Below are 12,713 nucleotides of genomic sequence, written 5' to 3' on the forward strand. Positions count from 1 at the left end.
CTACCTGGACGCGCTCGCCGCCCACCGCCGCTCGATCGGCCTGCCCGCCCAGTCGCTGGCCTGGGGCCAGTGGGCCGAGGCCAGCGCCGTCACCGCGCACCTCAGCGAGGCCGACCGCCGCCGGGCCGCCCGAGCGGGCCTGCGGGCGATCGGCGCCGAGCAGGGCGCCCAGCTGTTCGAGGCGGCGGCCCGGGCCGATGACCCCTACCTGGTGGCGGCTCCGCTGGACCTGGCCGTGCTGCGCAACCAGCCGGCCCTGCCCGCGCTGCTCACCGCCTTGGTCCCGGCCGCCCGCCGGGCCGCCGCCCGCTCCACGGCGGCCACCGGCCCGGCCCTGCTGCCGAAGCTGCTCGCGCTCACCGGGGCGGAGCGGACCGCCGCCCTGCTGGAGCTGGTGCGCACCGAGGTCGCCGGTGTGCTCGGCACCGAGCCGGCCGCCGTCGGCGACGGGCGCCCGTTCAACGACCTGGGCCTGGACTCGCTGACCGCCGTCGAGCTGCGCAACCGCCTGACCGCCGTCACCGGCCTGCGGCTCGCCCCGACCCTCACCTTCGACCATCCGGACCCGATGCAACTCGCTTCGCACCTGGAGGAGTTGGTGGCGGAGGCGCCCACCCCGGGCGCCGTCACGGTGGCCGCGACGGGAGACGGCGAGGACCCGCGTCACCCGCTCTCCACCCTCTACCGGCGGCTCGCCGCCCAGGACAGCTTCCCGGAGGCCTCCGCGCTGATCGGCGTGGCGTCCGCTCTGCGGTCCCGGTTCACCGTCGACGAGCGGGCCGAACACGCCCTGGAGCCGCTCCAGTTGGCCTCGGGGGACGGGGAGACGGCCGTGGTCGCCTTCCCCGCGCTCAGCGCCATCTCCGGCCCGCACGAGTACGCCCGCCTCGGCCACGCCTTTCAGGGCGAGCGCGACTTCTTCGTGCTCCCCTCGCCCGGCTGGACCCCGACCGACAAGCTCCCCGACACCCTGGACACCTTCCTCACCCTGCACACCGAGGCGGTGCTCCGACTCGTCGGCCCCGACCGGCCGTTCGTGGTGCTCGGCCGCTCGATGGGCGGCTGCGTCGCGCACGCCGTCACCGAACGCCTGGAGGCGGCCGGACGGCGGGTGGCCGGGCTCGGCCTGGTGGACTCGTACCCGATCGACAGCGCCGTCCGCGAGGGCATGGGCGAGTGGTGGCTGACCGCGATGCTCACCGGCATGGTCGAGCGGATCCGGCAGTACGACATGGTCTGGAGCGACGCCAGCCTGACCGCGATGGGCGGCTACAACTCCGTCTTCGCCGGCTGGCAGCCCGGCCCGGTGCAGGCGCCCGTCCTGGCGCTGCGCGCCGACACCCCCCTGCGCGGCACGGTGATCGACCCGACGGGCCGTCACGACTGGCGCGCCTACTGGCCGGTGCCGCACGAGGTGCGGGACATCACCGGTGACCACTTCACCGTGCTGGAGCAGCACACCCCGACGACGGCGGACGCCGTCCGGCAGTGGATCGAGACGAAGGAGCGGGCATGGGCAGCAGCCCGGTAGTACTGGTGACCGGAGCGGCCTCCGGGATCGGCGAGGCACTGGTGCGGCTCTACGCCGAACGCGGCCACCGGGTGGTCGCGGTGGACGTCGACAAGTACGGCCTCGACGCCTTCGCCGAGCTCGACGGGGTCGCCACCCTGGTCGGCGACGTCTCCGAGCAGGAGACCAACGAGCGGGCCGTCGAGCTGGCCGTGGAGCGGTTCGGCCGCCTCGACGCCGCGGTGCTCAACGCCGGTACGGGCGGCGGCGGTCCGCTGGAGTCGGCAGGAGCGGTGGAGCGCTTCGACCGGCTGTTCGCGGTGAACGTGCGCAGCGTGGTGCTCGGCATCCGCTCCGCCGTCCCGGCCCTGCGGGCCGCCGGGGGCGGCGCGATCGTCGCCACCTCCTCGGTCTCCGGCCTGCGCGGCGACCCCGGCACCTGGGCCTACAACGCCACCAAGGCCGCCGTCATCAACCTGGTGCGGGCCACCGCCATCGACTACGCCGCCGAGGGCATCCGGATCAACGCCATCGCCCCGGGCGGCACCGTCACCGCCCTGACGGCGGCCCAGGTCGCCGACCCGGAGTTCTCCGCCTTCATCACCCGCCGCATCCCGGCCCAGCGCTGGGCCGAGGCCCGGGAGCAGGCCGAGGTGGTCTGGTTCCTGACCTCGCCCGCCGCCTCGTACGTCACCGGCGTCACCGTGCCGGTCGACGGCGGCCTGAGCGCCAACGGCGGCATCCTGCTGCCGCCCGCCGCCACCCGCTGACCACCCAATCTTCCGTCAACCACCGAGGAGAGAACGAACAGTGAGCACCCTTGAGGACAACAAGGCCGTCGTCCTGCGTTACTACCACGAGCTGGTCAGCGGCCAGCGGATCGACCTGGTCGAGGAGCTGATCGCCGAGGACGCCGTCGACGAGAGCCGGGTCGGCCCCGACGGCCCCGGCAGCCTGGAGGACTTCCGCGAGCACCTGCGCTGGCTCTGGAACAACGTCCGGGACGTCAAGGCCACGGTCGAGGACCTGGTGGCGGAGGGCGACCTGGTCATCGCCTACTGGCGGATCGAGGGCATCCACGTCGGCCCGATCTTCGGCGTCCCCGCCACCGGTCGGCCCTTCGTCGGACACAGCGTCAGCCGCCTGACCGTCCGCGACGGCAAGGTGGTCCGCTACAGCGTCCTGCCCGACCGCCTCGGCATCATCCAGCAGCTGGCCCCCGTCGCCGTCTGACCCTCCGTGCCCCAGGGCCCGGCCGGACCCCTCCGGCCGGGCCCGTTCCCGTCCCCAGGAGACCTGACATGACCGACCGCCTGACCGTCGAGGACGCCGAGCAGCTGCGCCAGCTGCTGGCCCGCTTCTCGCACGCCTTCGACAACGCCGACGCCGAGGCCCTCGGCACCGTCTTCGCCGAGGACGGCGTCATCGAACTCGCCCGCACGGGTGCCCTGTTCAAGGGCCTGGAGGCCATCCGGGCGTTCAGCGCCGACCTCGGCCCCGAATCCCCCGACCACCAGACCCTGGACAGCACCTTCTGGGCCGAGGACGACGGCACCGCCCGCGGTCGCAGCCGCTACCTGGCGATCCTCGCCGACGGCAGGGTGCACAACGGCGACTACGTCGACGTCTACACCAGGACGGAGGCCGGCTGGCGCATCCTCAGCCGGACCTCCGTTCCCCGCTACCCGCTGCCCGGCTCAGCCCAGTAGCGCCAGCACCCGCTGCACGGCCTCCGCCACGGGGGCCCCGACCGCGCCGACGGTGGCGGCGATGCCCGCCACCGCCAGCAGCGCCCGGCGCCGCTCCTGCGCGGGCGGCGCCGGCTGCTCGATCACCGCCAGGGTCTCCGCCACCACCTCGGCGTCGAGCGGGCCCAGCAGCTCCCGGATCTCGCGCAGTTGGCCGGCGAGGGCGGCCAGTGCCCGGGCCAGCTCCGGCGGGTCGGCAGCGGTGGCGTGGTGGTGGACCACCTTGCCGATGTTCCCGCTGCCGTTGTTGAGGACGATCTTGTCTCCGAAGTGGTCGTTCACTTGATCACCTTTCCCACGTTGCCGAGGCCGCCGTACATGTTCACGCTGTCCCCGAAGTGGTAGTAGCGCGGACTGACCGTCAAGGTCTCCATGGTGAAGCGGAAATGGGCGTCGGGATCGTCCAGCGCCTGGGTCAGCCTCCCCAGCAGGCGGGCCATCTCGTCCTGGTCCGAGTGGGTCACCACCGCGGTCGGCCCTCCGGCGGTGTCCACCACCAGGACCGGGACGGCAGGTGCCACCAGGACGCCCAGCATGCTGACGGCGGCGAGGACCGCAGCTCCTCCGACGATCAGCACCAGCCCGTTCCCCCCGCCCTCGAAGGACCCGGTGGTCACACCCAGGACCCCGCCGACGGCGCCGATGACGAGGGCCCGTAGGAAGAACTTCTCGAGTGCGGCGACACGGTTGGGCCGCAGCAGCTTGGAGTGGACCCGGGTGATGTTGCGCAGCGGGTACGCGGCGTTGCCGACCCACAGCACGCGCTTCTCGACCCGTACGTCGACCAAGGTCGCCGGCTTCCTGCCGACCGGCTGGACGGGTGCGGGCGCAGCCTGAGTGGCGGGTCCGACCGGACCCGGTGGCGGATCAGTGGGTGACACGATTCCCCCCGAGGATCTCGACATCGCCCCCCCGGCGATCGTCGGATCACCAAGCATGCACCAGACAAACGGAGTTGACGAGGGTGCCGACGCGATTTCGGGCAGACCCGGGGTGGTTCCCAGGGGTGGGGTAGGGGTTGTGTAGGGGTCCGCGGGTCCTGCCGTCTCGGCAGACTTCCGAGCAGCTCAGCACCTCTTACTTTCCTCTCGCAACAAACGGAGCACACCGATGCCCAGAACCGGGCCCCGTCCCGTCCCGCTGCTCGCCGCACTCGCCGCGGGCACCCTGCTGCTCACCGGCTGCGGCTCCGGCGCCACCGGTTCGGCGGCCCTGGCCAAGGACGGCGGTGCGCAGGGCGCCCCCGTCCAGGGCGGCTCGCTCACCTACGCCACCGACGTGGAGCCGATCTCCTTCGACATCCACGTCAGCCAGCAGGACGTCACCGGCGCGATCCAGCGCAACGTCTTCGACTCCCTGGTCCAGCAGGACGCCAAGGGCGAGTTCCAGCCCTGGCTGGCCACCAAGTGGGAGGCCGCGCCGGACCTGAAGAGCTTCACCTTCCACCTGCGCGAGGGCGTGAAGTTCACCGACGGCACCCCCTTCGACGCCGAGGCCGTGAAGGTCAACTTCGACCGGATCGTGGCCAAGGAGACCAAGTCCCAGTACGCGGCCAGCCTGCTCGGTCCGTACAGCGGCACCGAGGTGGTCGACGCGAAGACCGTGAAGGTGACCTTCTCGGAGCCCTTCGCCCCCTTCCTGCAGGCCGCCTCCACTCCCTACCTCGGCTTCTACTCGCCGAAGACCATCAAGGAGAACGGCTCCAAGCTCGGCGCCGGCGGCCCCGCCGACGTCGGCACCGGCCCGTTCGTCTTCTCCGCCTACACCAAGGGCCAGAGCGCCGTCTTCACCAAGAACCCGGACTACAACTGGGCCCCGGCCGGCGCCGCCCACCAGGGCCCCGCCTACCTGGACAAGCTGACGGTCCGTTTCCTCACCGAGGACTCCGTCCGGCTCGGCGCGCTCAACAGCGGCCAGGTCCAGGTCGCCGACCCGATCCCGCCGTCCGGCGTGAAGACCGTCCAGGCCGACGCCAAGCTGAAGACCGTCTCCACCGACGCCCCCGGCGCCGTCTACTCCCTCGTCCTCAACACCTCCAAGGCCCCGCTGGACGACCCGCTGGTGCGCAAGGCGGTGCAGCGCGGCATCGACGTCGACACCGACGTGAAGAGCGTCTACTTCGGCGTCAACAAGCGGGCCTGGAGCCCCGTCGCACCCACCACCCCCTACTACGACAAGTCCCTCGAGAACAGCTGGGCCTACGACAAGGCGCTCGCCGAGAAGTCCCTGGACGAAGCCGGCTGGACCACCAAGGATGCCGACGGCTACCGCACCAAGAACGGCCAGCGGCTCACCATCGAGTGGCCGCTGCCGCCCACCGAGTTCGTCCGCGAGCAGCGCGACACCCTCGGCCAGGCCATCCAGGCCGACCTGAAGAAGATCGGCATCGAGGTCACCCGCCCCCGCCTCGACATCGGCACCTACATCGCCCAGGTCTACGGCGGCAAGGTGCACATCGCCGACTACAGCTGGGCCCGGTTCGACCCGGACGTGCTGCGGCTGTACTTCCACAGCGCCAGCCAGCCCGCCAAGGGCGGCCAGAACGCGACCTTCTACAAGGACGCCCAGCTGGACGAGTGGACCACCAAGGGCAAGGAGACCTTCGACAAGGCGGTCCGTCAGGAGGTCTACGGCAAGACGCAGCAGCGCGCGATCGAGCTCGGCCTGATCGTGCCGCTGTACGTGCGCACCGCCACCGTCGGCCGGTCCGCCCAGGTGCACGGCCTCACCGCCGACCCCAACACCTGGCTCCGCTTCCACGACGCGTGGCTGGGTAAGTGACATGACCGAGAACGACCTGACGGCCCCTCAGGGGCTCCGCTCGGTGACGCTCGGGGTGCTGCGAAGGCTGTTCGTCCGCCTGCTGGGCGCCCTCGCGGTCCTGATCGGGGCCGCCACGGTCGCCTTCGCCGCGCTCCAGCTGGTCCCCGGTGACCCGGTCACCGTGATGCTCGGCCCCGGCACCGCCGCCACCCCCGAGGTGAAGGCGGAGATCCGGGCCGCCTACGGGCTGGACCAGCCGGTCGCGGTGCAGTACCTGCACTACCTGGGCCGCCTGCTCACCGGCGACCTGGGGGAGTCCTACCAACTCCAGCGGCCGGTGGCCGGGCTGATCGGCGATCAGCTCGGCCCCACCGTCCAGCTCGCCCTGGCGGCCCTGGTGCTGGCCGTCGCCCTGGCGCTGCTCACCGCCACGGCGACGGCCGGCCGCCGGCCCGCGCTGCGGGCCCTGAGCTCGCTGCTGGAGCTGCTCGCGGTCTCCAGCCCCTCCTACTGGATCGGCATCCTGCTGCTGACCGCCTTCTCCTTCCAGCTGCGGGTCTTCCCGGTCGCCGGGGACCAGGACCTCTCGGCCCTGGTGCTGCCCGCCGTGACGCTGGCGCTGCCGCTCGCCGGGGTGCTCACCCAGGTGCTCCGCGAGGGTCTGGAGACCGCCCTCGGGCAGCCCTTCGTGCTCACCGCCCGCTCCCGCGGCCTGGCCCCCGCCGCCGTGCTGCTGCGCCACGCCCTGCGGCACACCGCCGGCCCGGTGGCCACCCTGACCGGCTGGCTGACCGGCTCGCTGCTCGGCGGCGCGGTGCTGGTCGAGACGGTCTTCGGCCGCCCCGGCATCGGGGCGCTCAGCCTCCAGGGCGCCGTCAACAAGGACATGCCGCTGGTGATCGGCCTGGTACTGCTCTCCGCGCTGGTCTTCGTGCTCATCTCCACCCTGGTGGACCTGCTCCACCTCGCCGCAGACCCCCGCCTGAGGAGCCGCTGACCATGGCCCGGACCGCCGCCTCCGGCCGGACCACCCTGGTCCTGGCCTCCGCCCTGCTGGCCCTGATCACGGCCGCCGCCGTCGCCCCCGGTCTGTTCACCTCCGCCTCCCCGGTGGAGACCGACCCGATCCACGCCCTGGCCGCCCCCAGTGCCCAGCACTGGTTCGGCACCGACCAGTTGGGCCGCGACCTGTTCTCCCGGGTGCTGCACGGCGCCCGCCCCTCGATCCTGCTCGGCCTCGGCGCCACCGCCCTCGCGGTGGCCGGCGGAGCCGCCCTCGGGCTGGCCTCCGCGCTCGGCGGCCGGACCACGGACCAGGTGCTGATGCGCGCCGCCGACATCCTGCTCTCGCTGCCGCCGATCCTGCTCGCGCTGCTGGCCGTCACCGTGCTCGGCACCGGCTCGGGCAACGTGATGGCCGCCATCGCCATCGCCTTCGTCCCCGGCTACGCCAGGATCGTCCGGGCCGAGACCCGGGTGGTGCAGCGCTCCGGCTACGTGGAGGCGGCCCGGCTGCTGGGCGTGCGCACCTGGGAGCTGGTCCTGCGTCACGTGCTGCCCAACGCCGTCGGCCCGATGCTGGTGCTGGCCACCGTCGGCTTCGGCGCCGCCCTGATCGCCGCCTCCGGCCTGAGCTTCCTCGGCCTCGGCCCGCAGCCGCCCTCCCCGGAGTGGGGCGCGATGCTCTCCCAGGGCCGCAGCTTCCTGCAGACCGCCTGGTGGATCGGGGTCTTCCCGGGCGCCGCCATCACCCTCACCGCGCTAGCGGTGAACGCCGTCGGCCGCCGCGCGCAGCGCCGCTTCACCCGGAGGACCCCCGCATGACGCTGCTCACCGTCGAAGGACTGGACGTGCGCTTCGGCGTCGGCGAGCGCGCGGTGCGCGCCGTCCGGGAGGTCTCCTTCACCCTCGACCGGGGGGAGTGCCTGGCCGTGGTCGGGGAGTCCGGCTCGGGCAAGAGCGTCACCGCCCGCAGCCTGGTCGGACTCACCGGCCCCGGCTCCGCGGTGACGGCCCGTCGGCTGGAGTTCGACGGCACCGACCTGACCGCCCTCGGTGAGGCGGCCTGGCGCGGGGTGCGCGGCCGGCGGATCGGCCTGGTGCTCCAGGACGCGCTCACCTCGCTCGACCCGCTGCACACCGTCGGCGCGGAGGTCGCCGAACCGCTGCGCGTGCACGGCCTCGCGCCCCGGCGCGAACTCCCGCCCCTGGCCGCCTCCCTGCTCACCCGGGCGGGCGTGCCGGAGGCGGAGCGGCGCGCCGCTCAGTACCCGCACCAGCTCTCCGGCGGACTGCGCCAGCGCGCCCTGATCGCCTCCGCCCTGGCGGGCTCGCCCGACCTGCTGATCGCCGACGAGCCGACCACCGCGCTGGACGTCACCGTCCAGGCCCAGGTGCTCGACCTGCTGGCCGAACTCCGGCGCGGCGGAACGGCGTTGCTGCTGATCAGCCACGACCTCTCGGTGGTGGCCCGGACTGCCGACCGGGTCGCGGTGATGTACGGCGGCCGCATCGTCGAGACCGGCCCCACCGAGCGCCTGCTCGCCGAACCGCGCCACCCGTACACCCGGGCCCTGCTGGCCGCCGTCCCCGGCCCCGCCACCCGGGGCCGCCGGCTCTCCGCCCCGGTCGTGGACCGTCCGCGCCCCACCCCCGACGGCTGCCCGTACGCGCCGCGCTGCGACCGCGCCGACCGCACCTGCCTGGAGGCCCTCCCGGCCATCGACCACCACGGCACCCGCTGCTGGAACCCCGTTCTGGAGCCCGCCGCCGCGACCGCGGGGCCGCTCACCGCCCCTGAGCCCCCGTCAGTCCCGGCGGCCGCCCCCGTCGTGGAGGTCGACCAGGTCAGCAAGGCGTTCGGCGGCCGCCCCGTGGTGCGCGGCGTCTCGCTGAGCCTGGCGGCGGGGGAGGTGCTCGGCCTGGTCGGCGAGTCCGGCTCCGGCAAGACCACGGTGGCCCGGATGGTGCTCGGGCTGGAGCAGCCGGACTCCGGCACCGTCCGCCTCGGCGGCGCCCCCTGGAGTGAGCTGCCCGAACGGCGGCGCCGTGCCCAGCGGCTGCGCCTGCAGTCGGTTCCGCAGGACCCGCTGGGCTCCTTCGACCCCCGCCACTCCGTGGAGCGGGTGGTCGGCGCCGCCGTGGCCCGTACCGGCGTCCGGGGCCGGGCCCGCCGGGCCCGGGTGGCCGAACTCCTCGACCAGGTCGGCCTCTCCGCCGCCCTGCTGCCCCGCCGCCCGGCCGAGCTCTCCGGCGGCCAGCGCCAGCGCGTCGCCATCGCCCGCGCCCTGGCCCCCGCACCCGAGGTACTGGTCTGCGACGAACCGGTCTCCGCCCTCGACGTCTCGGTGCAGGCCCAGATCCTCGACCTGCTGGCGGACCTGCGGCAGCACCTGGGCCTCGCGATGCTCTTCATCTCGCACGACCTCGGCGTGGTCCACCACCTGGCCGACCGCGTCGCGGTCATGACGGACGGCCGGCTGGTGGAGACGGGCGAGGTCACCGAGGTCTTCGCCCGGCCGGCCGCCGCCTACACCCGGCGCCTGCTCGCGGCCGTCACCACCCTGGAGGTACCGGCATGACCGGGGGCACCCTGTACGCCGTCAGCGACCTGCACGTCGGCTACCCCGAGAACCGCGAGGTGGCCGAACGGCTGCACCCCACCTCGCCGGAGGACTGGCTGATCGTGGCCGGGGACGTCTCCGAGACCTTCGAGGACATCGGCCGGACCCTGGGCCTGCTGCGCGAACGCTTCGCCAAGGTCATCTGGGCCCCCGGCAACCACGAGCTCTGGACCACCCCCGACGACCCGGTGCAGCTGCGCGGCGAGCCCCGCTACCGCGCCCTGGTCGAACTCTGCCGCGAGCTCGACGTGTTGACGCCCGAGGACCCGTACGCCGTCTGGCGCGGCGAGGGCGGCCCGGTCACCGTCGCCCCGCTCTTCGTGCTCTACGACTACACCTTCCGCCCGCGCGGCACCACCACCAAGGAGCAGGCCCTCGCGGTGGCCCGGGCCGCCGGCGTGGTCGGCACCGACGAGATCCTCCTGCACCCCGACCCGTACCCGGGGCTGGACGCCTGGTGTGCGGCCCGCCTCGCCGAGTCCGAGCGCCTGCTCGCCGCCCGCGACCCCGCCCTGCCCACCGTCCTGGTCAACCACTTCCCGCTGCGCCGGGAGCCGACCCTGATCCTGCGCCACCCGGAGTTCGCCCTCTGGTGCGGCACCGAACACACCGCCGACTGGCACGTCTGGTACGGCGCGAGCGTGGTGGTCTACGGTCACCTGCACATCCCGCGCAGCACCGTCCACGACGGCGTCCGCTTCGAGGAGGTCTCGCTCGGCTACCCCCGGGAGTGGCGGCCGCGCGGCGGCCCGAGCGGCCTGCGCCGGGTCTTCCCGGCAGCGGGGGAGGCCCCGGCGGGCGGCGGTGGGTTCCGGTGATCCGCGGGCTGCTTCCGGCCGCCGTGGCCTGGGCCGAGTCCACCTTCGAGGACGACAGCGCCGAACTCCTGCCCGCCGAGGCCGCCCTGACGGAGCGGATGGTCCCCGGGCGGCTGCGCGAGTTCACCGCCGTCCGGGCCTGTGCCCGCCGCGCCCTGGCCGGGCTCGGCGAGCCGCCCGCCCCGATCCTGCCCGGCCCCCGGGGCGAGCCGCGCTGGCCCGCCGGACTGGTCGGCTCGATGACCCACTGCACCGGCTACCGGGCCGCGGTGGTCGCCCGCCGCGCCGAGCTGCCCACGCTCGGCATCGACGCCGAGCCGCGCGCGCCGCTGGGCCCCGGCCTGCTGGAGGCCGTCTCGCTCCCCGCCGAACGGACCCGGCTGGCCACCCTGCACCGCCGCGCCCCCGAACTCCCGTGGGACCGACTGCTGTTCTCCGTCAAGGAGAGCGTCTTCAAGGCCTGGTACCCGCTCACCCACCGCCCGCTCGGCTTCGAGGAGGCCGACGTCACGCTCAGCCCGGACGGCACCTGGCACGCCCACCTGCGCCTGCCCACCACCCCAGGAGCCCCCCGCTCCTTCGCGGGCCGCTGGGCCGCCACCGATGCCCACCTGCTCACCGCGACGGCCCAGCCCGGCTTCTGACCCGCCGCCCGTCCTACGCCCTGATCTCCCGCAGGTACACGTCCACGTTCGCCACCGCGGTGGTCAGCCGCTCCCGGGCCAGCGTCAGCATCTGCTCCTGGGCGGCCAGCACGGTCTCCACGTCACCGCTCTCGGCGCCGTCGAACCCGGCGGCCATCGAGGTGGTGAGCAGGTGCGAGGCCTCGGCCGAGTACGCCGCGGCCACGGCGACCGGCCCGGCGGCCCCCGAGCGGGCGAAGACGGAGAGCGGGAACGAGGCCCGCCAGAGCTGCCAGGCGATGAAGTTCGACTGCAGCAGGTCGTTCTCGGCGACCCCGGCCGAGATCAGCTGCCCGGGCCAGACCTCCTGCATCTCCTCGTCGTCCGGGTGGTTGAGGTCGGCGGTCATCGTCTCGGCCTGCACCGCGCCCAGCAGGGAGTTGAGCAGGCCCATCCGGTAGAGCTCCGGGCTCTTGTGCCGGGCGGCGTAGTAGGCGTGCGTCTCCGGCGTGTTCTCGCCCTGGAAGTAGCCCAGGGCGGCCATCGCCTCGGCTATCTGCTCGACCGTCACCAGCGGGCCGTCGTTCTGCGTGTTCGTCATGCGGGCACGCTACCGGCCCCCGCCGACGGATCCGCCTGTGGGACAGGCGAACTGTCGGTGCGTCAGCCGCTGCCGGTTCCGGCCAGTGGCCGCCTTTCCGGTGGCCGCAGAGGCGCGGCCCCGGTGCCGGGCTCGTGTACGCACCACTCCTGTGGCGGAAGCCCACCAGAGGTGTGGAGGAACGGTGTCGGAGATCTTCACCCAGCCCGCCCGGGGCCGGAAACCGGCTGTCGCACCGGCCGCCGACCATCGTAGGAATGGGGAGTGGCGCCCGTGTCCCTTCCGGCGTGCCACCGCCATCCGCCCCGCGACCGCAGGAGCCGCCCCGTGACCCGCTTCGCCCGCCCGAGCCTTCCGAGCCGATCCGCCCCGTTGGCCCGCGCCGCGGCCACCGTCGGCGCCGCCGCGGCCGCCCTCGCGCTGACCGCGGCGCCCGCCCAGGCGGCGCCGGGTGACACCGTCACCCTCTGCGCCTCGCAGTACACCCCGAGCGGATACGTCGACACCAACTGGGGCACCAGCTACAGCTGCGGTCCGGGCTCCGCGCCGAACGTCCGGCAGGCCGTGCAGCTCACCGGCTACGGCGCCGGGACCACCGTCAACTACTGCTGGTCCAGCCAGCCACCGAGCGGGTGGGTCGAGACGGCGATCTTCTACAGCAGTTCCTGCAACTACAACGTGAACCCGAGCTTCAACCGCAACGGCGGACGGCTGCTGCAGCTGACCGGCTACTCCGTCGGCAGCTACGTCAACGCCTGCGCCACCGTGCTGCCGCCGTCCGGCTGGGTGACGCGCAGCGAGTACTACGACAGCAGTTGCCAGTCCGGCCCCAACCCGAGCACCGCCAAGAACGCCTGGCAGCTGCAGCGGGTCTCCTGAACCGACGGCGGGCCCGGCGGAGGGTCTCCCCTCCGCCGGGCCCGTTCGGCGACGGTGCGTCAGCTGGTGGCGATGGAGGTGTCGTCGATCAGGAAGCTGGTCGCGAGCGACGCGTCCTCGACACCGTTGAACTTCAGGGTGACGCTCT

The 12,713-nt window shown here is 73.7% G+C and carries 14 protein-coding genes; 11 read left to right on the forward strand and 3 right to left on the reverse strand.

The window, feature by feature from the left end; translation table 11 throughout:
• The 4 genes from ACWEPF_RS38590 to ACWEPF_RS38605 all read left to right on the forward strand — a co-directional run.
• Window positions 1-1,531, forward strand: a 1,531-nt coding sequence (locus ACWEPF_RS38590) for a thioesterase domain-containing protein (RefSeq protein ID WP_452176331.1), incomplete at its 5' end; no start/stop codon positions are given.
• The gene (locus ACWEPF_RS38595) at window positions 1,513-2,280 is read left to right on the forward strand and encodes an SDR family NAD(P)-dependent oxidoreductase (RefSeq protein WP_452176332.1); all 768 of its coding nucleotides are present in this window, start codon (window positions 1,513-1,515) and stop codon (window positions 2,278-2,280) included. The genes ACWEPF_RS38590 and ACWEPF_RS38595, both read left to right, overlap by 19 nt.
• Before the next feature lie 40 nt (window positions 2,281-2,320).
• Entirely contained in the window at window positions 2,321-2,743 is a 423-nt protein-coding gene (locus tag ACWEPF_RS38600) for an ester cyclase (RefSeq protein WP_345280032.1), read from the forward strand.
• Window positions 2,744-2,811: 68 nt separating this feature from the next.
• A complete protein-coding gene (locus tag ACWEPF_RS38605) occupies window positions 2,812-3,219 on the forward strand; it encodes a nuclear transport factor 2 family protein (protein ID WP_345280033.1) in 408 nt (135 codons plus the stop codon).
• Here ACWEPF_RS38605 and ACWEPF_RS38610 read toward each other — a convergent pair.
• Both ACWEPF_RS38610 and ACWEPF_RS38615 read right to left on the reverse strand, forming a co-directional pair.
• Window positions 3,208-3,540 (reverse strand): hypothetical protein, encoded by a 333-nt coding sequence (locus ACWEPF_RS38610; protein ID WP_452176333.1) that lies wholly within the window; start codon window positions 3,538-3,540, stop codon window positions 3,208-3,210. The genes ACWEPF_RS38605 and ACWEPF_RS38610 overlap by 12 nt on opposite strands.
• The gene (locus tag ACWEPF_RS38615) at window positions 3,537-4,046 is read right to left on the reverse strand and encodes a DUF6232 family protein (RefSeq protein WP_452176334.1); all 510 of its coding nucleotides are present in this window, start codon (window positions 4,044-4,046) and stop codon (window positions 3,537-3,539) included. Before ACWEPF_RS38615 ends, ACWEPF_RS38610 begins: the two co-directional genes overlap by 4 nt.
• A 322-nt stretch (window positions 4,047-4,368) precedes the next feature.
• Between ACWEPF_RS38615 and ACWEPF_RS38620 the strand changes: the two genes are divergently transcribed.
• Genes ACWEPF_RS38620 through ACWEPF_RS38645 form a run of 6 tightly spaced genes read left to right on the forward strand, consistent with a single transcriptional unit; the run spans window position 4,369 to window position 11,106 of the window.
• The gene (locus ACWEPF_RS38620; RefSeq protein WP_452176335.1) at window positions 4,369-6,039 is read left to right on the forward strand and encodes an ABC transporter substrate-binding protein; all 1,671 of its coding nucleotides are present in this window, start codon (window positions 4,369-4,371) and stop codon (window positions 6,037-6,039) included.
• Window position 6,040: 1 nt separating this feature from the next.
• Window positions 6,041-7,018, forward strand: coding sequence for an ABC transporter permease (locus ACWEPF_RS38625; protein ID WP_452176336.1), 978 nt, complete (start codon window positions 6,041-6,043; stop codon window positions 7,016-7,018).
• A gap of 2 nt (window positions 7,019-7,020) precedes the next feature.
• A complete protein-coding gene (locus ACWEPF_RS38630; protein WP_452176337.1) occupies window positions 7,021-7,845 on the forward strand; it encodes an ABC transporter permease in 825 nt (274 codons plus the stop codon).
• The gene (locus ACWEPF_RS38635; RefSeq protein ID WP_452176338.1) at window positions 7,842-9,602 is read left to right on the forward strand and encodes a dipeptide ABC transporter ATP-binding protein; all 1,761 of its coding nucleotides are present in this window, start codon (window positions 7,842-7,844) and stop codon (window positions 9,600-9,602) included. The genes ACWEPF_RS38630 and ACWEPF_RS38635 overlap by 4 nt, the downstream gene beginning before the upstream one ends.
• Window positions 9,599-10,462 carry a metallophosphoesterase family protein gene (locus ACWEPF_RS38640; protein ID WP_452176339.1) on the forward strand — a complete coding sequence of 288 codons (864 nt, stop codon included), beginning with the start codon at window positions 9,599-9,601 and terminating at the stop codon, window positions 10,460-10,462. Before ACWEPF_RS38635 ends, ACWEPF_RS38640 begins: the two co-directional genes overlap by 4 nt.
• Window positions 10,459-11,106 (forward strand): 4'-phosphopantetheinyl transferase family protein, encoded by a 648-nt coding sequence (locus tag ACWEPF_RS38645; RefSeq protein ID WP_452176340.1) that lies wholly within the window; start codon window positions 10,459-10,461, stop codon window positions 11,104-11,106. The genes ACWEPF_RS38640 and ACWEPF_RS38645 overlap by 4 nt, the downstream gene beginning before the upstream one ends.
• A gap of 13 nt (window positions 11,107-11,119) precedes the next feature.
• Here the strand turns inward: ACWEPF_RS38645 and ACWEPF_RS38650 are convergent, their stop codons facing one another.
• The gene (locus ACWEPF_RS38650; protein ID WP_452176341.1) at window positions 11,120-11,686 is read right to left on the reverse strand and encodes a DUF6245 family protein; all 567 of its coding nucleotides are present in this window, start codon (window positions 11,684-11,686) and stop codon (window positions 11,120-11,122) included.
• Window positions 11,687-12,013: 327 nt separating this feature from the next.
• Between ACWEPF_RS38650 and ACWEPF_RS38655 the strand changes: the two genes are divergently transcribed.
• Window positions 12,014-12,565 (forward strand): hypothetical protein, encoded by a 552-nt coding sequence (locus ACWEPF_RS38655; protein WP_452176342.1) that lies wholly within the window; start codon window positions 12,014-12,016, stop codon window positions 12,563-12,565.
• The last annotated feature ends 148 nt before the right edge of the window (window positions 12,566-12,713 follow it).

This window comes from Kitasatospora sp. NPDC004289, assembly GCF_053602875.1.

Coding starts and splice junctions, on each gene's coding strand:
- ACWEPF_RS38595 (WP_452176332.1), top strand. CDS start 1,513: ATGGGCAGCAGCCCGGTAGTACTGGTGACCGGAGCGGCCTCCGGGATC.
- ACWEPF_RS38605 (WP_345280033.1), top strand. CDS start 2,812: ATGACCGACCGCCTGACCGTCGAGGACGCCGAGCAGCTGCGCCAGCTG.
- ACWEPF_RS38620 (WP_452176335.1), top strand. CDS start 4,369: ATGCCCAGAACCGGGCCCCGTCCCGTCCCGCTGCTCGCCGCACTCGCC.
- ACWEPF_RS38625 (WP_452176336.1), top strand. CDS start 6,041: ATGACCGAGAACGACCTGACGGCCCCTCAGGGGCTCCGCTCGGTGACG.
- ACWEPF_RS38630 (WP_452176337.1), top strand. CDS start 7,021: ATGGCCCGGACCGCCGCCTCCGGCCGGACCACCCTGGTCCTGGCCTCC.
- ACWEPF_RS38635 (WP_452176338.1), top strand. CDS start 7,842: ATGACGCTGCTCACCGTCGAAGGACTGGACGTGCGCTTCGGCGTCGGC.
- ACWEPF_RS38640 (WP_452176339.1), top strand. CDS start 9,599: ATGACCGGGGGCACCCTGTACGCCGTCAGCGACCTGCACGTCGGCTAC.
- ACWEPF_RS38650 (WP_452176341.1), bottom strand. CDS start 11,686: ATGACGAACACGCAGAACGACGGCCCGCTGGTGACGGTCGAGCAGATA.